This is a genomic window from Anaerobacterium chartisolvens (assembly GCF_003337415.1).
In the GTDB taxonomy this organism is placed as follows: Bacteria; Bacillota; Clostridia; order Acetivibrionales; family DSM-27016; genus Anaerobacterium; species Anaerobacterium chartisolvens.
The window spans coordinates 1-22,323 of record NZ_QPJT01000024.1 but is presented as its reverse complement, the minus strand read 5'-3'; the positions used below and the strand labels follow the sequence as shown (position 1 = coordinate 22,323).

Annotated in this window: 26 protein-coding genes; all 26 read left to right on the top strand. The window is 36.3% G+C overall.

Annotated elements, in window-relative coordinates; all coding sequences use genetic code 11:
- The first annotated feature begins 9 nt into the window (after positions 1-9).
- The 26 genes from DFR58_RS17060 to DFR58_RS16935 all read left to right on the top strand — a co-directional run bounded on the left by DFR58_RS17060 (position 10) and on the right by DFR58_RS16935 (position 21,990).
- On the top strand, positions 10-1,026 hold the full coding sequence (locus DFR58_RS17060) for an SPFH domain-containing protein (protein ID WP_114299066.1): 1,017 nt from the start codon (positions 10-12) through the stop codon (positions 1,024-1,026).
- Between the two features lie 2 nt (positions 1,027-1,028).
- Positions 1,029-1,967 (top strand): diacylglycerol kinase catalytic domain-containing protein, encoded by a 939-nt coding sequence (locus tag DFR58_RS17055; protein WP_207659265.1) that lies wholly within the window; start codon positions 1,029-1,031, stop codon positions 1,965-1,967.
- 117 nt (positions 1,968-2,084) lie between these two features.
- Positions 2,085-3,374, top strand: a complete 1,290-nt coding sequence (locus DFR58_RS17050) for a WYL domain-containing protein (RefSeq protein ID WP_114299065.1) — start codon at positions 2,085-2,087, stop codon at positions 3,372-3,374.
- A 208-nt stretch (positions 3,375-3,582) separates the two neighbouring features.
- Positions 3,583-4,455, top strand: a complete 873-nt coding sequence (locus DFR58_RS17045; RefSeq protein WP_242987697.1) for a WYL domain-containing protein — start codon at positions 3,583-3,585, stop codon at positions 4,453-4,455.
- Positions 4,456-5,105: 650 nt separating this feature from the next.
- Positions 5,106-6,158, top strand: a complete 1,053-nt coding sequence (locus tag DFR58_RS17040) for a slipin family protein (RefSeq protein ID WP_242987695.1) — start codon at positions 5,106-5,108, stop codon at positions 6,156-6,158.
- Between the two features lie 88 nt (positions 6,159-6,246).
- Positions 6,247-7,431 (top strand): RtcB family protein, encoded by a 1,185-nt coding sequence (locus DFR58_RS17035; RefSeq protein ID WP_114299064.1) that lies wholly within the window; start codon positions 6,247-6,249, stop codon positions 7,429-7,431.
- 171 nt (positions 7,432-7,602) lie between these two features.
- Complete coding sequence (locus DFR58_RS17030) at positions 7,603-8,898, top strand: hypothetical protein (RefSeq protein WP_114299063.1); 1,296 nt, start codon at positions 7,603-7,605, stop codon at positions 8,896-8,898.
- A gap of 144 nt (positions 8,899-9,042) precedes the next feature.
- A complete protein-coding gene (locus DFR58_RS17025; protein WP_114299062.1) occupies positions 9,043-9,486 on the top strand; it encodes a hypothetical protein in 444 nt (147 codons plus the stop codon).
- A 43-nt stretch (positions 9,487-9,529) separates the two neighbouring features.
- Positions 9,530-9,955 (top strand): hypothetical protein, encoded by a 426-nt coding sequence (locus tag DFR58_RS17020; protein ID WP_114299061.1) that lies wholly within the window; start codon positions 9,530-9,532, stop codon positions 9,953-9,955.
- Between the two features lie 64 nt (positions 9,956-10,019).
- On the top strand, positions 10,020-11,210 hold the full coding sequence (locus tag DFR58_RS17015) for a radical SAM/SPASM domain-containing protein (RefSeq protein WP_242987706.1): 1,191 nt from the start codon (positions 10,020-10,022) through the stop codon (positions 11,208-11,210).
- Complete coding sequence (locus DFR58_RS17010) at positions 11,211-12,356, top strand: hypothetical protein (protein ID WP_114299059.1); 1,146 nt, start codon at positions 11,211-11,213, stop codon at positions 12,354-12,356.
- Positions 12,357-12,628: 272 nt separating this feature from the next.
- Positions 12,629-13,531 (top strand): NUDIX hydrolase, encoded by a 903-nt coding sequence (locus DFR58_RS17005; protein WP_242987693.1) that lies wholly within the window; start codon positions 12,629-12,631, stop codon positions 13,529-13,531.
- Positions 13,473-14,033 carry an NADAR family protein gene (locus DFR58_RS17000; protein ID WP_242987692.1) on the top strand — a complete coding sequence of 187 codons (561 nt, stop codon included), beginning with the start codon at positions 13,473-13,475 and terminating at the stop codon, positions 14,031-14,033. Before DFR58_RS17005 ends, DFR58_RS17000 begins: the two co-directional genes overlap by 59 nt.
- Positions 14,034-14,056: 23 nt before the next feature.
- Positions 14,057-14,920: a TIGR02452 family protein gene (locus DFR58_RS16995; RefSeq protein WP_114299057.1), complete on the top strand. Its 864-nt coding sequence runs from the start codon at positions 14,057-14,059 to the stop codon at positions 14,918-14,920.
- A 36-nt stretch (positions 14,921-14,956) separates the two neighbouring features.
- Positions 14,957-15,625, top strand: a complete 669-nt coding sequence (locus tag DFR58_RS16990; RefSeq protein ID WP_114299056.1) for an ADP-ribosylglycohydrolase family protein — start codon at positions 14,957-14,959, stop codon at positions 15,623-15,625.
- A 59-nt stretch (positions 15,626-15,684) separates the two neighbouring features.
- Positions 15,685-16,224 (top strand): RNA 2'-phosphotransferase, encoded by a 540-nt coding sequence (locus DFR58_RS16985; RefSeq protein ID WP_114299055.1) that lies wholly within the window; start codon positions 15,685-15,687, stop codon positions 16,222-16,224.
- Between the two features lie 60 nt (positions 16,225-16,284).
- The gene (locus tag DFR58_RS16980) at positions 16,285-17,208 is read left to right on the top strand and encodes a DUF7638 domain-containing protein (protein WP_114299054.1); all 924 of its coding nucleotides are present in this window, start codon (positions 16,285-16,287) and stop codon (positions 17,206-17,208) included.
- A gap of 30 nt (positions 17,209-17,238) precedes the next feature.
- Positions 17,239-17,793 (top strand): hypothetical protein, encoded by a 555-nt coding sequence (locus tag DFR58_RS16975; RefSeq protein ID WP_114299053.1) that lies wholly within the window; start codon positions 17,239-17,241, stop codon positions 17,791-17,793.
- A gap of 33 nt (positions 17,794-17,826) precedes the next feature.
- A complete protein-coding gene (locus DFR58_RS16970; RefSeq protein ID WP_114299052.1) occupies positions 17,827-18,195 on the top strand; it encodes an ADP-ribosylation/crystallin J1 in 369 nt (122 codons plus the stop codon).
- A 15-nt stretch (positions 18,196-18,210) separates the two neighbouring features.
- Positions 18,211-18,492, top strand: coding sequence for a macro domain-containing protein (locus tag DFR58_RS16965; protein ID WP_114299051.1), 282 nt, complete (start codon positions 18,211-18,213; stop codon positions 18,490-18,492).
- Positions 18,493-18,584: 92 nt separating this feature from the next.
- Positions 18,585-19,334 (top strand): glycoside hydrolase family 25 protein, encoded by a 750-nt coding sequence (locus DFR58_RS16960; protein WP_114299050.1) that lies wholly within the window; start codon positions 18,585-18,587, stop codon positions 19,332-19,334.
- A gap of 11 nt (positions 19,335-19,345) precedes the next feature.
- Positions 19,346-19,729, top strand: a complete 384-nt coding sequence (locus tag DFR58_RS16955; protein ID WP_114299049.1) for a DUF3592 domain-containing protein — start codon at positions 19,346-19,348, stop codon at positions 19,727-19,729.
- Positions 19,708-19,965 (top strand): hypothetical protein, encoded by a 258-nt coding sequence (locus DFR58_RS16950; RefSeq protein ID WP_114299048.1) that lies wholly within the window; start codon positions 19,708-19,710, stop codon positions 19,963-19,965. Before DFR58_RS16955 ends, DFR58_RS16950 begins: the two co-directional genes overlap by 22 nt.
- Positions 19,966-20,028: 63 nt before the next feature.
- A complete protein-coding gene (locus DFR58_RS16945; RefSeq protein WP_114299047.1) occupies positions 20,029-20,967 on the top strand; it encodes a metallophosphoesterase in 939 nt (312 codons plus the stop codon).
- A gap of 83 nt (positions 20,968-21,050) precedes the next feature.
- Positions 21,051-21,536: a hypothetical protein gene (locus tag DFR58_RS16940; protein WP_114299046.1), complete on the top strand. Its 486-nt coding sequence runs from the start codon at positions 21,051-21,053 to the stop codon at positions 21,534-21,536.
- Positions 21,537-21,648: 112 nt separating this feature from the next.
- The gene (locus DFR58_RS16935) at positions 21,649-21,990 is read left to right on the top strand and encodes a DUF2310 family Zn-ribbon-containing protein (protein WP_114299045.1); all 342 of its coding nucleotides are present in this window, start codon (positions 21,649-21,651) and stop codon (positions 21,988-21,990) included.
- Positions 21,991-22,323: the final 333 nt, after the last annotated feature.

The following is a 22,323-nucleotide window of genomic DNA, read 5'->3' as shown; positions in this document are numbered from 1 at the left end:
GGGTCTACTATGTTCGGTTTTAGGTTTATCAAATTTCAGCCTACAGAATATGTATTGAAGTACAGAAACGGCAAAATTGTAAAGGAAGGCTCAGGTGTCTCGTTTTATTACTATGCACCTACAACTTCAATTGTTGTTGTCCCTGTAGGCAGTGTAGATGCGCCGTTTATCTTTGAAGAGGTTACATCTGATTTTCAGACTGTTACGGTACAAGGACAAGTAACTTTTAGGATTGTGGATCAAAAAAATATCGCTCAGCTTCTTAATTATACCTATGATATAAAGCGGAGAGGCTATGTGTCTGATGATCCTCAAAAACTGCCACAAAGAGTTATTAATATCGTCAGAGTACTAACAAAGAAGCATCTTGAAAGTCTACAGCTTGGAGATGCAGTCAAATCCAGTGAAAAGCTGGCACAAGGTATTATTAATGAAATCAAGCAGAATGAAGAAGTAAGTCTTCTAGGTATTGAAATATTGGGACTTTCCATACTTGCAATACTCCCGAATAAGGAGACTGCAAGAGCCTTGGAGGCACAGGCAAGGGAACAAATTTTAAAGAAAGCGGACGAAGCTCTATATGAAAGGCGAAATGCTTCAATCGAGCAAGAAAGGCGTGTTAAGGAAAACGAGTTTAATACTGAAATTGCGATAGAAAACAAGAAAAAGCAAGTCCGGGAAACACAATTGGAAGCTGAGAGGGCAGTCCAACAAAAACAAAACCAATTAAAAGAAGAACAAATGAACTTTGATACATCTCTGGAAGAGAAGAAAAAGAGTCTTATTGAGATAACTGTGCAAAATGCTAAAGCAGAAGCTGATGCAAAGGCTTATGAATTGTCAGCAGTAATGAAAGCTTTGGAAGGTATAGAACCAAATGTTATTCAATCACTAGCCAATATGAACATGCAGCCAAACAAATTAATTGCAATGGCTTTCCAAGGATTAGCTGAAAATGCTGAGAAAATAGGACAGCTAAATATTTCACCTGATCTTCTACAAGAACTTCTAAAAGGAACAAAATGATTATGGACAGACTGACAGAGAATAAAATAGTCCTTATAAAACGAAAAACACGGCTTGAAGATTTGATTACTAGGTATAATACCATAGCTCAGGCCAAGTTTTATATTGAACATCTTGGCAGTGATTTTTCAGATTATATTACTGAAGATGAACAATATAAGAAGGTCGTATCTGAAGCGCACAGCGAATTGGAGTCGCTTGGCAGGGTTCAGGTTGTTGACAGGGAATATGTTTCCAATTTCATATTCGGTGATAATGATATTGTAGTGGTTGTGGGTCAGGATGGGCTTGTGGCAAATACATTAAAGTATCTTACAAACCAGTTGCTGATTGGAGTTAACCCTGACCCTGCCAGATGGGATGGCGTACTGCTTCCATTTAAGGTTGCTGACTTGAAGCTGGTCATTCAGGATGTTTTCAAGATGAGGAGACAAGTCAAAGAGGTTTCCATGGCGAAGGCGATACTAAATGATGGTCAGACTATTTACGCTGTTAATGATCTGTTCATCGGTCAGAGGACACATGTGTCCTCAAGATATCATATTCAGCTTGGAGATAGGCATGAATACCAATCTTCAAGTGGAGTGATAGTATCCACGGGACTTGGTTCAACTGGGTGGCTAAAAAGTATACTTGCAGGTGCTACAAATATTGTAAACAGAATTTCTGATAAAAAAATCAAGATGCAGCAGGAAAGAAAGCTTGAGTGGAATATAGATTATTTGTATTTTTCTGTGCGTGAGCCTTTCCCAAGCAGAACTTCAAAAGCAGATATCGTTTTTGGAAAGGTAACTAAAGGCTGTCCATTAAAGATATTATCCCAAATGCCTGAGAGTGGAGTGATATTCAGTGACGGTATTGAAAGTGATTATCTTCAGTTTAATTCAGGTATAGAAGCTACAATTATGCTTGCAGAAAAGAGAGGACATTTGGTGGTATAAAGCTCAAAATTAATTGCTCAGGATTGGCAAATCTACCTTTTGTATTTTTTATGGTTTAATTCTGTTACAATATTGCTTATGATAGAATTAGGACATATATTTTGTGAGGGATATTGAATGTTTAACGACTTTATCAAGAATTACAACATAATACGGGATATTCTTAGAGATTGCTTCCTTTATGGATGTTTTTCGAGAGACGGGCTGGAGAACAAAAGAAATGTCAGTTCAAGGAAAGTCAGCTATGAAATGCGTCGTATTCAGCAGTATGTCGAAGAGAAGTATATCAAGTTTGAAAAAGATGGTCGGTATAAGCTCTTGAGTCTATCATATGATTTCATGAGACATACCGATAATTTTCTTATAAATACATACATGACCAAGAGTTTTACAAGGACGGATATATTGACCTACTTTCATATTTTAATGTATATTCAGGCAAAAAGCATTTCCTGCTCACTAAGTACTATAGAAAATGGACTGAATGATGAAGGCCTGATATCTTTTGACAAAATCAGCAGTAAGACCATTGAAAGAAAGCTTGCAGAAATGCGTGAAAGCATTGGTATTCTGTCATGCAAAGTAGTAAAGAGGACAAAATACTATTCTATATCTCCGGATATACTCCAGACACTTAATAATGATGAACTTGTAGAATTACATACTGCAGTCAGTTTGTATAAAAACATTATGTTTCCTGTAACAGCAGGCTACTACCTTGATCAAACCCTCAAGGATTATATGCGCTATGAGCGGAAAATTAACAGTAAAGATATCAACTTCTTTAACTACAGGCATGTACATTTTCATCCGGTAATAGAAGAACAGGTGTTATGGGAGATTTTGAAGGCTATTCATCAGAGAAGCAAAGTAAAGCTGTATTATCATTCGCCAAAGAACCAAGACAATCGTAACAGCAGTAAGGTTTTAAGTCCATATAAAATAAGGTATGATGTGCGACATGGGAGATTTTATTTGATCTCTTTCAATAATTATGGCAAGTGTATAGTATCAAGACTTGATAGAATAGAAAACGTAGAAATCTTAGAGGAAGCATTCCAAAGATCGGACTTTGATGAAGAATATACAAAGCTGATGTGTTGCAGTTGGTCCAGCGTATCACTTGATGAGGGGAAAGAACCTGAGAATGTAAAGCTTGAAGTTATTATTGATGAACAGAATGAACGGTATATTGTAGAAAAAATCATGAGCGAAGCTCCCAATGGAACCTTGGAGAAAATTGAAAATGGACGCTATCACGTGAGCCTGCAGGTCAATGACAGCGGTGAAATTATCCCTTGGATCAGAGGATACGCTGGGTATGTTAGGGTCTTGGAGAGTGCAGAACTTGCAGAAAGACTTCTGAACGACTGGAAGGAGATGCTTTTAGCCTATGGAATTGTTTAATGAAGTGAAAAATAGGTACTTTCAGTTGGTATTCAGAATCATCAATGAATGTGCAGATGGGAAAGCGAAAGGCGAAATATTAAAGTTAATCGATGAATGAGAATTTGAGCAGAAGGTTATCGGGAAGAATCAACAATCCTTTGCAGACATTATTTTAAATAGATGTAATGAAGGTGAGAATCTAAACCTTTTAACTGAAAAGGAAGGTATGTTCTATCCTTCTATAGAAAAGGCGGGGAAACCGGGATGCATGGCGAGTAGGATGCATAGCGAGCAGCGGAGTGAAACAGAGCGGCCAGCCAATGAAGCGAAGCGGAATGACCAGCCACCTGTTCCGGTTAGGTTTACAAAACTTGAAAAAGCTTGGCTTAAGGCAGTTCTGGAGAAAGATGAAATAAGAATGCTTCTAAGTAGTCAAACAATTGGGAAACTTCAAATGGAACTTTGCGACTTTGATTCCCCTATAAAAGATGAATATTTTGAAATGACCAATATAATAAAATTGCCGGAAATTACTCAGCAGGAGCTCTATGAAAAGAACTTCAGGCTTATACTGGATGCACTCATACAAGAACGCCCCATAAGATATAGCAATACTGATAAGAAAGGTAATGTTTACAGTAATAAGTTAGCGTTGCCTGTCAGTATTGAGTACTCCATGAGGGATGCGCGATTCCGAGTCTCTATGTACTCTTTGGATGATAATCGTCCTATAATGGCTAACATTTTTACCTTGTCAGATGTCAGAATAGTAGATGAAGAAGTAAATATAGATAGAGAAACTGCGAAAAAGTTGTTGTTTGAACAAAAATATTCAGAAGAACCGGTGATTTTGGAGGTAACAGATAAAAAGGCAGCTATGGAAAGGTGCTTTATGTGCTTTTCTGGAATGGAGAGGACTTCGAGAGACTTAGGGAAAAATAAATATGAAATACGGCTCAATTATTATTTGTTTGAAGAGGAAAACCTCATACGAAGTATTATTTCACTGGGACCCTATGTGAGAGTTGTTTCTCCACAAAGAATTTCTGATGAGATTGTAAAAAGAGTAAAAAAATCTATAAGTTTATATAATGATTAGAAAGTTTGCAACAAGACAAAGGTTGCAAACTTTTTGTCTGTTAACTGGCAATTTATTCCCGTATACTAATATTGTTCCTGTTCCTTATGTAGAGATTTTTAAATGGTCTCGCGGTGCCTTTTATTTTTATTATAAAAGGTATGCCTGGAAAGTTGGAACTCAAAAACCTTAGTGTCGGAGGTTCGATTCCTCCATTACTGTAAAGTAATTAGCTCAGCGGTAGAGCATAAGGCAATGGAAAAGGGGTTCGAATCCCCATCAGACTTAGAATCTGAGTGCTATGGTTTAGCAATCGGCTGTTAACCGATGAAATTCACAGGAATCTTTGGAGAGAATCCTCAGGCTTTTGTAGATATTTTGCAAAAGCACCAGAACTTAAGCTCTGAAGTGTGCGGATACCGGATATGACAAGCCTATCCTTGTGCATGATCCTGCATCAAAAGTAATCAGGCAAACCTGAAATTTTAGATGCAGCCATGTATAACGATCTGTGAGTAATATCCTCAAGCAGCACTCCGCCGATGTTACGGGAGGATTCTTGAAAAAGGTTCAAAAATTATTAGTTTATCGAAAGGATGGGTCAAAATGAAGGTAAATATTAAAAATGATGAAAGAGGTTTATTGTTCAGGACGGAAACTATATTAAATGCTTGAAGCCTGGAAAGCACTCTCTCAATCCATTTATAAAATATAGTGCTGTTGTGTCTGATGTAAATAAAGCTTTTGATGCAGCAGGTAAAAATATAAATCTGTTCCTTGGAGACCAGGAGCTTTCAAAGGAGCTTACAGTGATTGATGTCCAGGATAATGAGATTGCCATTCATTTTGAAGATGGTAAGCTTGTGGATGTACTTAAATCAGGTAAATATGCATACTGGAATGTTCTCAAAAAGCATGATTTCATTGTTGTGGACATCAGAAATCCTGAAGTAAAACCGGATATTGATGCTTCCATTTACAATAGTCCTAAACTTGCGACTTATGTGGGCTTCTATGAAGTGGGGAATCATGAAAAAGGCATCCTTTACTATAACAATGTAATACAGAAAACTTTGGAACCTGGAAGGTATTTCTTTTGGAAAAGTCCTGTGCATGTTGCAGTAAAGAATGTAGATTTGAGGCAACAACAGTTAGATATGACCGGTCAGGAAATTATGACGGAGGATAAAATCACATTACGCTTAAATTTTGTGTGCCATTACAGGATAATAGATCCGTTAAAGGTTGTTGAAATAAAATCCTTTGAGGAACAGCTTTATATAGTTCTGCAGTTAATTTTGAGAGAGTATGTGGGAGCCTTGAAGCTTGATGATCTTCTTTTGAAAAAACAGGAAATCGGAAGTTATGTCCTTGAGAAATTGAAGGAGAAAAGCGGTAGTTTCGGTGTAGAATTCCTATTTGCCGGTGTCAAGGATATCATATTGCCTGGAGATGTAAAGGATATATTGAATACTGTACTGATAGCTGAAAAGAAAGCACAGGCAAATGTTATTACCAGAAGGGAAGAAATTGCCTCAACAAGGAGCCTTTTAAATACTGCAAAGCTAATGGAGGAAAACCAGACGCTTTACAGGCTGAAAGAGCTCGAGTTCCTGGAGAAAATTTGCGAGAAAATCGGCAATGTTTCACTAACTGGCGGGGGCAGCCTGCTTGAACAGCTAAATACTCTGCTGTCTAATAAAGTCGGTGACAAAAAATGCTGAATATGAGATTATAAATATAGTGTTAGCAGTCTCCTTTGCTATTAATTAATTTTTAGCAATGGAGATTTGTGATATAAGAGGTGAGGTTATGATAGAAATCAAAGGAAAATATAATACTGCTAAAGTGTTTACTGATAATGTGGAAGAAAAGGCAGCTGAACAAATACTGGAGCTTTGCAGTCAGGAGTTTGTGCAAGGTAGTCGGATCAGGATCATGCCTGATACTCATGCAGGTGCAGGATGTACGATTGGAACAACCATGACCATAAAAGATAAGATTGTCCCTAATCTGGTTGGCGTTGATATTGGCTGCGGGATGTTTGTCAGCATGCTCGAAAAAACAAAGGTTGATTTTGATAAGCTTGATAAGGTTATAAGAAGCTATGTTCCAAGTGGATTTGATGTTCGTGAAACACCGCATGAATACAAGGAGCTTATAGACCTTGACATCTTAAAATGTAAGGAACACGTTGACCTGAAAAGGGCATCTTTAAGCATTGGCACCCTGGGAGGGGGGAATCACTTCATTGAAATAAATGAAGATGAGAATGAAAATATATATTTGGTAGTGCATTCGGGTAGTCGGTATTTAGGAAAACAAATTGCCGAATATTATCAGGACAGAGCAGCAAAAGAGATTATTAGGAAAAGTAATGACTCAATTATTGTTGAATTAAAGTCACAAGGAAGAGCTAAAGAAATCCAGGCAGAAATAGAAAAGGGAAAAACCAAAATGAACAGTGCCCTGGCTTATGTCGAAGGTCAAACCTTTGATAACTACATCTTTGATATGCGTATTGCTCAGAAATTTGCCGAATACAACAGGATGGCTATAGCTGAGGTGATTATCTGTGAAATGGGCTTTAATGTGGCAGATAGTTTTACGACTATACATAACTATATCGATCTCGATGAAATGATTCTGAGAAAAGGGGCCATATCTGCAAAAAAAGGTGAAGTCGTAATTATTCCTATAAACATGAGGGATGGAAGCATTATTGCAACAGGAAAGGGTAATGCTGACTGGAACCAATCTGCGCCTCATGGTGCTGGGCGGTTGATGAGCAGAAAGCAAGCAAAGCGTAGCCTTTCATTAGAGGAGTTTAAAAAATCAATGGATGGTATTTATACAACCTCGCTGTCCATAGATACTCTGGATGAGGCCCCATTTGCCTATAAGTCTATGGATGAGATCATTGCTAACATTCAGGATTCTGTTGAAATCAGCAAGATAGTTAGACCGATCTATAATTTTAAAGCTTCTGATGATTAATTTGTGTATAGACTGAATAAGCAGCCTTCACTTTATAATAAAAGTGGTATGCTATTGGTAGATAAACTCCGTGGATCTCGCCTGTGGGAGCATTATAAATACTCGCTAAAGTGATATGTAATATTTACTTTGGAGAGTTGGGATCAATTTAAAGGAGGATAAAACTCATTAATGAAAATATTTGATAGATTATTTTCAGAATCACCGACGATTAATATATTAAAACATATTGCATCCAAAGATGTACCATGGGATAGTGAAGCCATTTTGTTTTATATAGAATCGGGGCTGGGAAAACTGAAATTGGTAAATGGTAAAACCGAAAAGGGTTTAGTAAAGAAATTTCTTTTATTAAATGATATACCTTTAGTAAAGTGGCACGAAGATGATTATTGCTGCCCAACGTGTGAAAAGCTTATCTCTGCGGGGTATGGAATTGATACTGTTGATCCCAAAACATTAGAGATGATAAAAAGTATAAGAGGCAACAATGCAACATTAGAAGAAAACGTATTTGAAATAACCCCTATTTTAAGGTTGCTGGAAGAAAATATTTATATGGTATCTAAGATTAACTTATATCCTACAAATGGTGTAGGCGGTTTCTTTTGGGATGTTAAAAATAAACCTAAGAGCTTATGGAGCACCTGCGATACATATTATAAATTTCATGTTTCTGCGGGTTATCCTGCTTATTTGTTACCTACTCAAACACCAAAATGTTTCAATGAGAAACAGGTTGAGTTCTACAGGGAAAAATTACGAGATGGCGAAACATTGTGTGGATTAGCTATATACATAGACGGATACCTTTGTGCATTATTAGATGGACACCATAGAGCGACTGCCTGCCTTTTAGAAGATAAAGAATTTAGCTGTATGACAATTGTACCCATGAACGGTTGGGCAAGATATGTACAGGAGAATAAGGAATTTGCTATGTTTGGTGGTTATAGTATAAATGCTGATGACATCGACAGAAGTATAAGGAAAAAGGTTTATGACAACTTTATGAAGTCGATAAAGCCTGACACCAAAGGTGTTGAGGAATACTTGGCACTAATTAATGACATATGGGATAATTATGTATGGGCAGATGAATTCAATCAAAAGGCCAAGTGTTTTCCAACTGTAGAAGGACTGGCTTCTATTCAAATGGCTGGAGATTTATCCGATGAAAGAATTGAGGAATTACTTACGCTTAAAAGAAGAGATTACGAAGATGATTTAGATATGACTTTTAATGCATTAACTGTAAAGGATAAGAATAGAGCTAAGAAACTTGCTTTAAAGCTGGGAAAATCCGAAAGATATTTATTTATGTGGGAAAGTGTTATGAAATACCTTTCCTGCTATAGGGATAAAGAAGTTGAGCAGTTCTTTATTGATTTTCTTATAAATGACGATAAGATAAGACGCGAATTGACAAAAATAGCAGATGATTATTTCAGAGAAAACAAAACATAGTACTTTTAGATTTTGCTAAAGAAATCTTAAACGGAAAACCATTATAATTGCTAAATATTAGTGTGATAAGTGTAGATTGGTAGCTGATGTAGTTAAGCGTAATTGGCAACAGATTATTAATAAACATTTTTATAGGTGGAAACAATGAGTTCAAAAAAGGTATACAAGAATGAAAGACAAATAAAACTATCAAGCAATAATTACTCACAAGAACTTGTTAAATTAGACTTGAGGGAATTTCCCCTAATAGAAGACTTTAGTATTCTGGTACAGCAAAGAGGAGCATTTGGATATCATCTTTATTATGTTAGCCCAATGTATGGATTGCTTGCATCATTTCCGTGGTGGGATCATGCTGAAAAAGACCTTGAAACTATGAAAATTGCAAATATTCCACTAGGCACTATAGATAGACCCTTTGATGATTTAGAGCAATCCTGGCAAATATTGATATGGGATAAAAGAGACTATGTATATATTATGGAAGGCGAAGGTCCTTGTTGTATAGAGTTTCCTGTTTGGTTCAGGGTAAGGAAACAAAGATATATCGAAGAATGGGATAGGGTTTTAAGGGATTTCACTAAATAGTTGTGAACTTTTTAGATGTGTAAAATTTGAGAGAAGGTGTAGTATGTTCAGATATTTTAGAAATTTGTTTAGTGGAAATAAGAATGTAGAGAAGGCAAATAATCAATCTGAAGGAAACGGAACAAAACAAACTGTGGATAACGAAAAAACACACAAGTCAAAGGCTTTCTGTAATGATGAAGGATTAAGTGTTGAACATGCAAATGGGTCAATTGAGTCAGCTCTCTGGGATGAAATTATTAAGATATCAGTTATAACAACTGATCAAGGTCCATTTGCTGATGACGTTTTTCTTGTGCTTTTCAAAGAAGGGAAAGGGGTTCTCATTCCTTCTGAGGCAGAAGGCTACAACGAAGTGTATGAAAGAGTTTCAAAGTTTGATGGTTTTGATTTTCAAAAGTATATTGATTCTATGTCATCGACGATTAATCAAGAGTTTATATGCTGGGAAAGAAGAAAAAGTATATAAGATATAGAATTTGCAAAAAGAAGAAGGGATATCTATGATTTGCCGAGCTGAACCCAGCACGTTGATGGTATTTAATGCTGATAATGGTATTACTGCTGCTATTTCTAGTAATGAACTATATAGCTTAAAAGCTTACCTCGAAACTGGACTTCAAAATGAGTTTATATCCAGATTAATTGACCTTGAATTAGCACCTACAGATATATCAGGATATGAAATGCAGAGCTTGCTTAAAGAAATTGAAAAAACAGAAAATGTCAGTGCACCCTTGAGATCCTTTGCTGCTCCCGAGTCTATACATATTGATTTAACTACAGTTTGTCCACTAAAATGCCCACATTGCTATAAAGATACTTCACAGGATACGGAAATGTCTTTTGAAGTATTCTCTAGTATAATAGACCAGGCAAAAGCTTTAGGGGTATTTCAAATAGCTTTGGGTGGCGGTGAGCCTTTGTTAGTTAAGAATTTACCTACATTCGTAAAAAAGGTAACATCATGCGGAATGGCATGTACAATAACTACAAGTGGCTATGGACTGACAGTAGAACTGCTTGAAGATCTGAAAGTGTCCGGTGTCAACCATATACAGGTATCACTGAATGGGTCTACAAAAGAAATAAATTCAAACTCTCGTGATGGATTTGATAAAGCAATTTCAGCGCTTGATATACTAGCTGGGAGTAATGTGTTATTCGGGATAAACTGGGTTGCAAGAATGGATAATGTGCATGACTTTGAAAACGTAGTCACTTATGCTAAAAGACTGAAGGCTGACAATATCAATATTTTGCGGTATAAGCCTTCGATGAGGGAGGATTATGGGAAGTATGTACTGACTAATGAGGCTTTTAACTTTCTTGTGGCTGTGATTAGAAAGATCAGCGGCATAAAAATCAAAATTGATTCTGCCTTCTCAAATATTCTGTGCCACCTTTACGGCAATCAAATAAATACTATCAACTGTGGGTGTGGTGCTGGACGTAGATTCATGATGATAGATCCAAGTGGCAGATTTAAACCATGCAGTCATATGAGCTTGGTTTCAGAGGAGCAGGATATAATGGAATATTGGATAAATTCACCCGACCTTGAAAAGCTTAGAAAAGGTGAGGAATGTATTTATGGAAACTGCAAAAGCTGCAGTTGTTTAAATGTTTGCCGTGGGTGCAGGGCAATCTGTGAGAGAATACACAATGACATAAATGCAGGAGAAAATAACTGTCCTGTATTCATTAAAAAGGAGATGGTTTGATTGTTCACATATTGGAAAGGATATGAAATTGATGGTTCATCTACAACTTATAATATTGTAGTTCCTCAGCGAGAGTTGGTATCTGAGGTTCTGAGGTATTTTATTAACTTAAAAATAATTGATCGCAGTTCGGATATTTCTCTTTCGTTTTCTGAAGGTCAAAAAAACTCTTCAAAGAGTTTAGAATATAGGAATGAAAGTTATAAATCTGATGATATAGACAAACTCTGCGAGATTCTTGAAAGACCTTCTACTCAATCATTTTTTATTAATACTAATTGTATTCATCCTGACAAACTCTATCATGAGGTGCGCAAAGATTTATATAACATATCTAAAACTCGTCCTGGAGCGGAGGAGCGGGTATATAATTACAAGAATCCTACAGTTAGTCCTCTTTATTTTGGACCAGACTTGGGTGTAAGCTTTGAAATTTCTTTTGGTAAGGAGCAGGTAGTTGAGAACTATGAACCCGAGGGGTTAGTTTTCAATGATAAAGCACTTATCAATAATATGAAAGTTCAACATTTTACTATTGATTTTGGATGTGGTCCTGGATTTATATTTGAATATGCAGCTTATATAAATTCTAAAATGGCTGAACGCTTTCCTGAAATAGGCATCGATGGAGGAATAGATTGCGCGGGTGGTTTTATTGATGGTTGTACATATTCATGCAGCTTATACGCATATGAAAGAATAACACTTGTTTCAGAAAAAATTGCCAAGACAATTAACAGTCTGCTTAGTGAGGGGTTAGTATTACCACAAAAACGTGCCGGGAAGTATGGCAATGAGATTTTACCTTGTGACAATTTATTTCTTTTCAACCTACATGATGTAGACCGATGGCATGATGAAAGTATTGGTGGAAAAAGCAAAGCAATAAAGGGTATCGTGTCTGGCAAGAAAGAGTGCACACCAGAGGAATATGAATGCTTTGTCCGAAAAGTATCTGAAATAGAGATGTTCGATCGCGTAGATTTCATGCATTATTGCACTTGTTGTATCAAGATAGACGATAACATTTGTGCATTGACCTGTATCAAAGAGAAGGAACGTATCTGGTTAGAGCTACGGGTTGCGCCTGGAATCCGGGATGATGTTGAGAAAAAGCTTAAATTTTATGGAGTATCTATAAGATAATACCTTGAAATACATCGAATAAATAAGGATATTGAAAGCAGCGAGTGTGAAGAATGTGTACATTAGCTGCTTTTGTTATATGCCCCAATAATGTTTTTGGCCTACATCTTTTGTTTGGAGATGTTTTCTATTACTTAATTCAACCATAAAATTGATATTGACATGGAAATTAAATCCTGATATTATGATAATAACAAATTGTTAAAAACATATTATTAAAAACAAATTTTTAAGAACGCTATTTTACTTTTCTATATAGGATAGGTGATAACTTGAAAGAGATATTGAGAAACAGACAAGGTTTAACAGAGGAAGAGTTTCTGGAAAAATACGACGCAAGTATGTTTGAAAGGCCGTCTGTTACCGTAGATATGTTGATTTTTACTGTTGTAAACGAAGAGGAAGAAAATTATCGAAAGCTTCCGGAAAAAGCGCTAAAACTTCTTATGGTAAAAAGAGGAGACCACCCCTTTATGGGACAATGGGCACTACCTGGAGGCTTTGTATCTATGCAGGAAAGCGTAGAAGATGCCGCGCTAAGAGAACTTAAAACTGAAACAAATGTTGATAATGTTTATATGGAGCAATTATATACTTGGGGAGATGTTGGCAGAGATCCTAGAACAAGAGTAATCAGTTGCTCGTATATGGCTCTTGCAGATAGCGCCAAATTAAATATTGTTGCAGGAGATGATGCAGATGATGCTAAATGGTTCAATATTAGATATAACATAACTCAGGAAAAGAAAACAATTACTGAAAAAGGATATATCGCTGAAAAGCAGTATTCAATTAATCTTTGGAACGATACTTACGCCTTATCTACAACTGTAAAAGTAGTTGAAATAGTTGAGGGAAGGGTAATACAGACATCAAGAGAGGTAGTAGAATCAAATGGAATTGCCTTTGACCATGCTAAAATTATTGAATATGGAATTGAGAGGCTTAAGAATAAGATTGAGTACACGGATATAGCATTTAACCTGATGCCGGAACTATTCACTTTATCAGAGTTGCAGCAAGTCTACGAGGTTATACTTGGTAAAGAACTTCTTGCTGCTGCGTTTAGAAGAAAGATTGCAGATATGGTAGTTGAAACAAACCAATTTACGAAGGATGCTGGACATAGGCCCTCAAAATTATATAGATTTAACCATAGTTGGAGAACCCTATAGCAAGAAAGTGAGGAATAATTTGATGGAAAAGTTCACTTATTTCTGGAAATCACATTCGCCTTTTTCACAATGGTACATGGCGAAATTCAATATTAATGGAATTGAGTTTAACTGTGCTGAACAATACATGATGTATATGAAAGCCGTATTATTTGGGGATGAGGAAATATCACAAAAAATTCTGAAAGCGAAAATGCCTTCACAGCATAAGGCTCTTGGTCGTAAGGTAAAAAACTTTCAGCAAGAAGTGTGGGAGAGTAACTGCAAAAAGATTGTATATGACGGCAACTATGCTAAGTTTTCACAAAATCCTGAACTAAAACAAAAACTCTTTGAAACTAAAGGAACTATTGTGGAAGCAAGTCCAGTAGATCGTATTTGGGGTGTAGGTCTTTCGGAAGACGACCCAAGGATTAAAGACAGAAGGACATGGAGAGGAAAGAACTGGTTGGGTGAAGTACTAACACAGTTAAGGGACGATCTTCTCAAAAATGAGAGTTAGTGGTTTTGTTGGAGGTATTAACAATGAATAATTCACAAAATAGAGATGTTAGAGCTAAGGTTGCTCTTGAAACATTGAAGATATTAGAATCAGGTTTCTATACAAACCATAAAGGGGCAACAGTAGATATAAAAGAAGACCTAAAAATTGCAATAAACAGCACTGTACTGTATAAGCCTGATACTTTTGCAAATATCGAGAATGAACATGAGAAAATCAGAAATGAAAAAGAACCTAAAATGTCTAATATTGAGATAACTGATGAGACAACAATAAGTGCAGCAAGAAGACTTGTTGCAGATGAAGGGTTCGATGAAGTTGTATGTTTAAATTTTGCATCTGCTAAAAATCCAGGCGGCGGTTTCTTAAGCGGTAGTCAAGCTCAGGAAGAAAGTCTAGCAAGATCATCAGGCCTTTATCCATGTATTTCTCAAATGAAAGAAATGTATGACTATAATTGGGGCATTAAGACTTGCCTTTATTCTGATTACATGATTTACTCACCTAAAGTGCCGATTTTCAGGGATGACAATAACAAATTGCTCAATGAAGCGTCCCTTGTATCATTTATTACAGCACCTGCGGTTAATGCTGGAGTTGTACGGGAACGTGAAAAAGGAAACATAGAAAAAATTCATAGTGTAATGATTAATAGAATTAAAAAGATTCTGTTAATTGCTGCCTTAAATAATAATAGGGCCATAGTTTTAGGTGCATACGGTTGTGGGGTATTTAGGAACAAAGCAGAGGACGTTGCAGAATACTTTAGAAAGGTATTGGTTGAAGATGGCTATAAATTACTTTTTGATAAAATTGTGTTTGCAATATATGATAACTCTGCAGATAAAGCCAAGATAAGAGTATTTGAGCAGGCTTTGCTTAAATAATGTAATTCCAACGTTAGGTGTGAAGGAGTAAAGGTAATGACAATAAAAGATAGAATATTAGGCGGTTTATGGGGATTATTAATTGGTGACGCTCTGGGGGTTCCTTATGAATTCAATGAACCTGAAGATTTGCCAGAATTTGAACGAATTGAATATCAACCACCTCTGAATTTTATGAGATCACACCCTAGTGTATTACAAGGTACATGGTCAGACGATGGAGCACAAGCGCTATGCCTTCTTGACTCATTACTTTCATGTGGGAGAATGGATATAAATGATTTCGCCTCAAGACTTCTAAAATGGTACGATTGCGGATTATGGGCAGTGGATAACAAAGTTTTCGACGTAGGGAATCAAACAGCCAGATCATTAATTGCATATAGAAATGGAAAGTCTCCCTATGAATCCGGTAATATAATTCCAGAGGGAAAAGGAAATGGTTCTCTAATGAGATTTCTACCCTTGGCACTTTGGCATAAAGGTTCAGATGAAGAACTTACTGATGATGCGCATTTACAATCACTTGTTACTCACGGTCATGTATGTAATCAGGTTTGTTGTGCCTTATACTGCCTATGGGCTAGAAGGCTTTTGGAGGGATATTTAATAAGTGAAGCTTATAATTTAGCGGTTTTAAGGCTAAGGCAAATTTATGGAGAGGATTCAGAGTTCTACCGCGAGCTTGAATGGAGCATCCATTAATTAATAAGCTGATGGAATATAGTGGATAAAAATGATGTTTTTAGGAATGTTGATGACAAATGGATTATACAAGATTAAGCAAAGCGATGTCTTATGCATTAAGGCATGCGCCATGGGAATATGAGCTGGAGCTTGATGAACATGGGTGGGTAAATATTGAGCAACTACTATACTCGTTCCATGAGGAAAAGAAATGGTCTGAGTTAGATATTAAAGATATTATTTATGTGGTGGAAAACTGTGATAAGAAGAGATTTGAAGTAGAGGGCGAAAGAATAAGAGCGTTGTACGGGCATTCAATTCCTCAGAAGATAATAAAGGAACCATTGCAGCCACGTGAAGTTTTATACCATGGAACAACAAGGCGATTCTTATCAATGATTAAGGAAAAGGGATTGATTCCTAAAGGAAGGCAGTATGTTCACCTGGCTGTTGGCACAGATATGGCTCTACAAGTTGGTAAAAGGAGAGATGACCATCCTGCTTTACTTATTATAAATGCTAGGGATGCTTGGAATGAAGGAATTGAGTTTTATAAAGGAAATGAAAAAGTGTGGCTAGCTGATTTTATAGATCCCAAATATATAAAGGTTGGATAGTTAAAAAACTGTGAGATTTAGATTTTCACTTTAGGAATATATCAGAAATGGAGCTCAATTATGCAAAGAATAAAAAGGCAAAAAGCCATAGAGGGCACAAGGATTCCCGGTATTATAAAGAACGGTCAATATTACTACATTAATTTAGATGTCTATGAAGATGGAATGGTTAATTGCTGGGAGTTAGTAGATTTAAAAAGTCTTGAAGAAAAATTGCGTATAAACTGGCTTATTCCACAGATTCCAGAAGGTGAGAATATATCAATACATGGATTAGGTTGTTATAAAATCAAATCGGCAAAGTGGAAGTATGACAAAAGGACCTATTATAAATATGTTAATAACGTGATTAAGCAGCTTAATCCAAAATTAAATAACATATATAAAATATCGAACGAAGAAACAGAGCTATTAGAAAAGCGTAGGATACGTTACTCTCCTTCAGCAATTGATTTTTATGTAAAAAATGAATTCGGGTATCAAACAAAGGAAGGAAAAGGCTTTACGATATTTATAAAACGCAATGACAAAAACTACTTAGTAAACTTAGTATTATACGAAGACGGAAATATAGCCTGTTATAACTCGGAATTTGAAATTAGCTATAATTTGGAAAGTATAAAAGAATTATTTGAAGATGGAACTTTTTTTACAGGTTTTGATAACCCGACAACTATTATACTTGATAATTTTGGTGAAGTCACATTATCAGATGAATTGCAATGTCATGTGAACATTAATGAAAAGTACAAACAGCTTGTGGACTTTTACAATGAGTTAAGTGGAAATGAGACTTCTTTAGAAAAATGCAGAAATGCTTATTATCAGTACCTTATATATCCGGATGATGAAACTAGAGAGCAGCTTAAACAAGCTTATGAAGCAGTTCCAGAGCATGAGCGGATTTATTTAGGGGATATGGACACAAGAGATACAGACTATCAAAGAATAATTTATCACTCGGAAGTTAAAAGAGAAGTATGAGGGCTTAGTGCCTCAGTAAAGGAGTTATTAATGAAAAGTATTTATTTTCATGAAGATGATTATTGTCAAATAGAGATTTTACCTGTTCGGAATTACAACTACTGTAAACAAGAAATAGAAAAGATTAATGACTTTAGTGAGAAACATCAGGTAGCGGATGGGATTGGCTGGACGGATATGTACATTAGGAACGAATCTCCTATTACACTTGATGTATTGAAAATTCCCATCGAAAAGTTGTCTGCATCTCTTAAAGGTGTAGTAAGTAAATTTGATTCTGTTTACACAGGGTATAGTAGTTACAGGGAAGTTTGCAAAAGTACCTTTGCATATGGTGATACTGACGATGTGGTTGTGTTTTTTGATTTTGATAAAGAACAAAATTTCGTTAAGAATATCTGGATGACTTTAGATATCCGTAATGAAGCGCAGATAGATTCTGCAAAACAAATATTGAAGGCTCTATCTGGAATTTGTAAACTTATTTTTGTTGACTGGGGATGGGGATTTTTATCTGAATTAGACGATATTGCAGAGATAGAGAACTATCTAAATAAAAGAGAAGAAGTTTTTAAAAAAATTTAGTGAAGAAATATTTAATTAGTGAGGTTGCAGAATATGAAACTTTTTAGGCCTGTTGGAATTAAAGAACTCAATCTTATAAAGGAATCCGGAATGATTAAATTTCCACCCAGGCTTGCTGAACAACCAATTTTTTACCCAGTTCTAAATATAGAATATGCACGTCAAATAGCCCTGGAGTGGAATGTCAAAAGTCCTCCTGAATATGCTGGTTTTGTTACTGAATTTGATGTTGATGATGTATATATAACAAGGTTTGAAGTGAAAACTGTTGGTTCATCACTTCATAAAGAGTTATGGATTCCTGCAGAAGAACTAGATGAATTTAATAGGCATCTTCTTGGAGAAATCCGAGTTGTTGAAGCCCATTATGGCGAGAATTACGTTGGTGAAAAGGATTGTTAAGTGGAGTGAGTTTTTATGAATCAAAACATAGTATTTTTAAAAGGTGATGCAACTTCTCTTAATAAGGAAGGTACAAAAATAATTGCTCATATTTGCAACGATATCGGAGGATGGGGTAAGGGATTTATCCTTGCACTTTCAAAGAGGTGGCAGCAGCCCGAAAAGGAATATAGAAAATGGTTTAAGGAAGGGAAGGATTTTCACCTCGGTGGAGTTCAGTTTGTACAGGTGCGGGAGGACATCTTTGTAGCAAATACAAAACACGACCTGCTCATATTGCAGAAGTCACATAGTTGAAGTTATGTGCGAAAACAACATTCTCCCAGATGACATTGCAGAAGAATGCCAGTATGATTGCGTAGAAGAGATTAGAGATATGGCAGTAAAATATGCAGGTAAGAGGTAAAGGTGATGAAATGAAAAAGCAATTAACTGTTATCACTGCTGCGGTGGTTATCGTTGCATTCATAGTAGCATTCTTGATTTATAATGGGTACATTTGGTTCAACAACCCAAGCATAAAGGAGTTCCCAGTACGGGGCATTGATCTATCCAATCATCAGGGAGCCATAAACTGGGAGGCGCTGAAAGGTGAGACCTTAAAATTCGTGTACATCAAGGCAACCGAGGGCAATGATTATAAGGACAAGTACTTCAATGACAACTGGGTAAATGCAAAAAAGGTAGGCCTCAAAAGAGGGGCATATCACTTTTATACCTTTGGAAGCTCTGGGTTAGACCAGGCAAGTAACTTTATAAATACTGTTCCAAACGATAGAGGTGACCTTCCTCCTGTCATTGATGTTGAGTTCGGAGGAAATTCTAAAAGCGTCCCTGAAAAGGAGCCTTTTCAGAAGGAACTCAAGGTATTTATTCAGCAAATAACGGACGCTTATAAGCAAGAACCTATTTTATATGTGACTTATGAAGCGTATGAGAAGTATATTCAAGGGGATTTCAAAGAATATAAAATCTGGATTAGAGATATTTTCAAGTATCCTAAGCTACAGGGTAAGAGGGTATGGGTTATCTGGCAGTATAACAACAGGGGTAGAGTTGACGGGATAACCGGATTTGTTGATTTGAATGTCTTTAGAGGTAGTGAAAAGGACTTTGAAAGCCTGATTTTAGACAAGTAGGGAGGACTTAAATGGTGAGGGTCTCATTAAAACGGGATAAGAATATTAAACTTTTTAGAAAAATTATATTTAAAGCATTTTTTGTTTTTGGCATTATTTTTGTTCTGTCCGGTATAGTCATGGCTTTTAATAGAATATTATTTCTGAATAATGCAATTACAGTACAGGGAGAAGTCATAAGCCTACAAAAAGATATTACAAAAGACAATAATAATCATACGAGCATAATATATAAGCCTGAAGTAAAGTTTCAGACGAAAAGTGGAGAGGTCATTACTTTTGTTTCGAAAGTAGGGTCAAATCCCCCTTCATTCAGTGTTGGCAGAATTATAGAAGTAGTTTACAATCCTGAATATCCAAACGAGGTGAACCAATGGGGAAATCATATAGTGTGAAATTTTCCGGTGCTGAAATGATATACCTTCTCTTTAGAAAGAAGATATGTCCTGTTTGTGGGGAAAAAATGAAGAAAGAAAAGAAAGTAAAAAACCTAGGTGTAGGTTACTCCAGATGGGGAGGCGTGGATGGGGTATCTTATATGTATGGGAATAGGTACAAGGTAAAGTATTATTTTAACTGCGAAAAGTGCAGTAAGGCTTACTCAATAAAGGAATTGGCTGAAAGAAAATAGACATTTAATGGGTAAACTTATTCCAGATATAGATTGAAATATGAACAGAATGTGAGGTATTTTGTGAGGAAAACTAAAAGGATTATTTTATATATTTTTATCCTTGGATTTGCAGCACTGATTTACAGTTTTATTGAGCCTTTCTGGCTCCAGACTAAAGAAGTAACAATATCTAGCAAAGATATCCCGGCTTCATTCAATGATGTCAGGCTTGTATTTGTAGCTGATATTCACCATGGGCCTTATTTTTCAAGGAGCAGAGTTCATAATTTAGTTGAGAGGATTAATGCACTGAATCCTGATATAGTTCTTTTGGGTGGAGACTACGTTCATAGAGAACCAAAGTATATTGAGCCGTGCTTTGAGGAACTTAGTAACTTAAAAGCTGCCATAGGCAAATATGGAGTGCTTGGAAACCATGATCACTGGGAAAGTGCTGAGTTAACAAGGCAGTGTATGGAAAATGCAGGAATTGAAATCATGGATAACAGGGCAGCATGGATTAATAAAAGTATCGATAGAATTAAAATCGGCGGTGTTGGCGATATGTTTGAAGACAGACAGGACATCAACCCAACTATAAATGATGTAAAGGAAAATGATTTTGTAATGCTTCTGTCCCACAGTCCAGATTATGCTGAGAAGATAAAGACCAAGAAAATTGATCTGGTTCTAAGTGGACATACTCACGGTGGGCAGGTTACGTTATTTGGATTATGGGCTCCGTTAATACCGTCAAAATATGGTCAGAAATATAGAACTGGAATTATTGAGACTGATTACACAAAAGTGCTGGTGACTAATGGCGTGGGAACAATAACTCCGCCGGTCAGATTTTTCGCCAGACCAGAGATTGTTTTAATTCATCTGAAGTCAGAAGCTATTAAAGGGTTGGGAAACAAAACTGAATTCAGGAAAGATAAGCAACCATTACCGGGGAACTATACACAAAGAGAACGCTCCCAAAGTTTGATATTAAGAACAGAGATGATAGATACTTAGATTACTTTCACTCTAGCCTTAGCATTTCACCAAATAGTAGATGGATTATAGATAATGGTTGGGTTTGGCATCCTGCTGGAGTATTGTACAGATGGGATGCTAGAAAATGGCTTTCAGAGAACATATGGGAGTCGGAGAATGGGTTATCTAAGAAGGAGATTACGTGGTGTGATGGATTATGGGATAGGCCTATTTGTTGGATAAGTGATACACAGTTAATAGTGTGGGGATTTGGAAACGACGATGAAATTCCGTTTGAACCATCATTGTCTATATTTGATATAGATACTTGTAAAGAGATAAAGCGACTTAACGGGATTAGTGGATTTTTAGTATTTGATAAATACTTATTTTCTATTGTTCCTTCAAAGATTCCAGATGTTTGTGGGCTTAGGGGTTACGAAAAGCATTTTGAAAGAAGAGGAATAAGTGTTTGGGATGTATTTAATGGCCATGAGTTGTTGCATGAAGCGGAGATATCTCCAAATTTGTACCACTTCGGATCGAAAGCATTTGTTACATACTTAGGAAATGGTAGGTTCATGATAAGTAGGTTAGTGGAAAAATAGAGTGTATACCATGATTTTATTTCATCTGTGATACTGAAGGCTTAAACCAGGAAGATAGAAAAGCCTATAAAGAGTATTTTAATGAAGAATAAAAATTTTACGGGGGAGTATTATGTATTTATTTACAGTAACAATGTTTCCAAACGAGCAATATAAAAAAGATGGCTATGAAGAATTTGAAGGAGAGCAGGATTGGTACTTCGGTGCTTTATCAAAGAATGGTCAAATTCTTATTAGTAGTTGCAATACTATATTTGAAGACGATAAATATAAGACCTTCCTATTGGCTCCTGAACAGGATTCGCTAGATAGTAAGTACGCAAATAAATATGTTGACGAGTTCTATATGAAGTTGATGAACTTATGTATACGTGAGCCTGAGATAAGAATTGTAGGTAGATTAGGGTCTGTCAATAATTTTGTGCTTTTTCCTTCCATTCACCATCAAAACTGACTTGCTGAGGATTTTGGGTGGTTTTTGCCCAAAATCCTCAGCAAGTACCGCGGATGAGGGGTTTGGGGAGCCACCGCGGAGGGCTCCCCAAGGTTTATCGCAAATGCGATTTAACCTTCTCTGGGAAGAAAATTGATAGCTGTAATAGGGTGTGAATATTTTTTAGTGTAAATGGAATAATCCACCAAATTTGTGTTAATAATTTTAATGCAGCATAAATCGGGCGACGCTGAGGAGTGACCCAACGCTTGCTGCAGCTTATACGATGAATGGCGGACTTTATTGTTCGCCGTTTTTCTATTCATCGGTAAGCTCCAAGCGGATAAACCTCGG

Coding starts and splice junctions, on each gene's coding strand:
- DFR58_RS16985 (WP_114299055.1), top strand. CDS start 15,685: ATGGATTATACAAGATTAAGCAAAGCGATGTCTTATGCATTAAGGCAT.
- DFR58_RS17000 (WP_242987692.1), top strand. CDS start 13,473: ATGCTGGACATAGGCCCTCAAAATTATATAGATTTAACCATAGTTGGA.
- DFR58_RS16965 (WP_114299051.1), top strand. CDS start 18,211: ATGAATCAAAACATAGTATTTTTAAAAGGTGATGCAACTTCTCTTAAT.
- DFR58_RS17060 (WP_114299066.1), top strand. CDS start 10: ATGTTCGGTTTTAGGTTTATCAAATTTCAGCCTACAGAATATGTATTG.
- DFR58_RS17045 (WP_242987697.1), top strand. CDS start 3,583: ATGTTCTATCCTTCTATAGAAAAGGCGGGGAAACCGGGATGCATGGCG.
- DFR58_RS16990 (WP_114299056.1), top strand. CDS start 14,957: ATGACAATAAAAGATAGAATATTAGGCGGTTTATGGGGATTATTAATT.
- DFR58_RS16950 (WP_114299048.1), top strand. CDS start 19,708: ATGGGGAAATCATATAGTGTGAAATTTTCCGGTGCTGAAATGATATAC.
- DFR58_RS17015 (WP_242987706.1), top strand. CDS start 10,020: ATGGTATTTAATGCTGATAATGGTATTACTGCTGCTATTTCTAGTAAT.
- DFR58_RS16935 (WP_114299045.1), top strand. CDS start 21,649: ATGTATTTATTTACAGTAACAATGTTTCCAAACGAGCAATATAAAAAA.
- DFR58_RS17055 (WP_207659265.1), top strand. CDS start 1,029: ATGGACAGACTGACAGAGAATAAAATAGTCCTTATAAAACGAAAAACA.
- DFR58_RS17030 (WP_114299063.1), top strand. CDS start 7,603: ATGAAAATATTTGATAGATTATTTTCAGAATCACCGACGATTAATATA.
- DFR58_RS17035 (WP_114299064.1), top strand. CDS start 6,247: ATGATAGAAATCAAAGGAAAATATAATACTGCTAAAGTGTTTACTGAT.
- DFR58_RS17020 (WP_114299061.1), top strand. CDS start 9,530: ATGTTCAGATATTTTAGAAATTTGTTTAGTGGAAATAAGAATGTAGAG.
- DFR58_RS17025 (WP_114299062.1), top strand. CDS start 9,043: ATGAGTTCAAAAAAGGTATACAAGAATGAAAGACAAATAAAACTATCA.
- DFR58_RS16995 (WP_114299057.1), top strand. CDS start 14,057: ATGAATAATTCACAAAATAGAGATGTTAGAGCTAAGGTTGCTCTTGAA.
- DFR58_RS16960 (WP_114299050.1), top strand. CDS start 18,585: ATGCAGGTAAGAGGTAAAGGTGATGAAATGAAAAAGCAATTAACTGTT.
- DFR58_RS16970 (WP_114299052.1), top strand. CDS start 17,827: ATGAAACTTTTTAGGCCTGTTGGAATTAAAGAACTCAATCTTATAAAG.
- DFR58_RS17050 (WP_114299065.1), top strand. CDS start 2,085: ATGTTTAACGACTTTATCAAGAATTACAACATAATACGGGATATTCTT.
- DFR58_RS16980 (WP_114299054.1), top strand. CDS start 16,285: ATGCAAAGAATAAAAAGGCAAAAAGCCATAGAGGGCACAAGGATTCCC.
- DFR58_RS16975 (WP_114299053.1), top strand. CDS start 17,239: ATGAAAAGTATTTATTTTCATGAAGATGATTATTGTCAAATAGAGATT.
- DFR58_RS16955 (WP_114299049.1), top strand. CDS start 19,346: ATGGTGAGGGTCTCATTAAAACGGGATAAGAATATTAAACTTTTTAGA.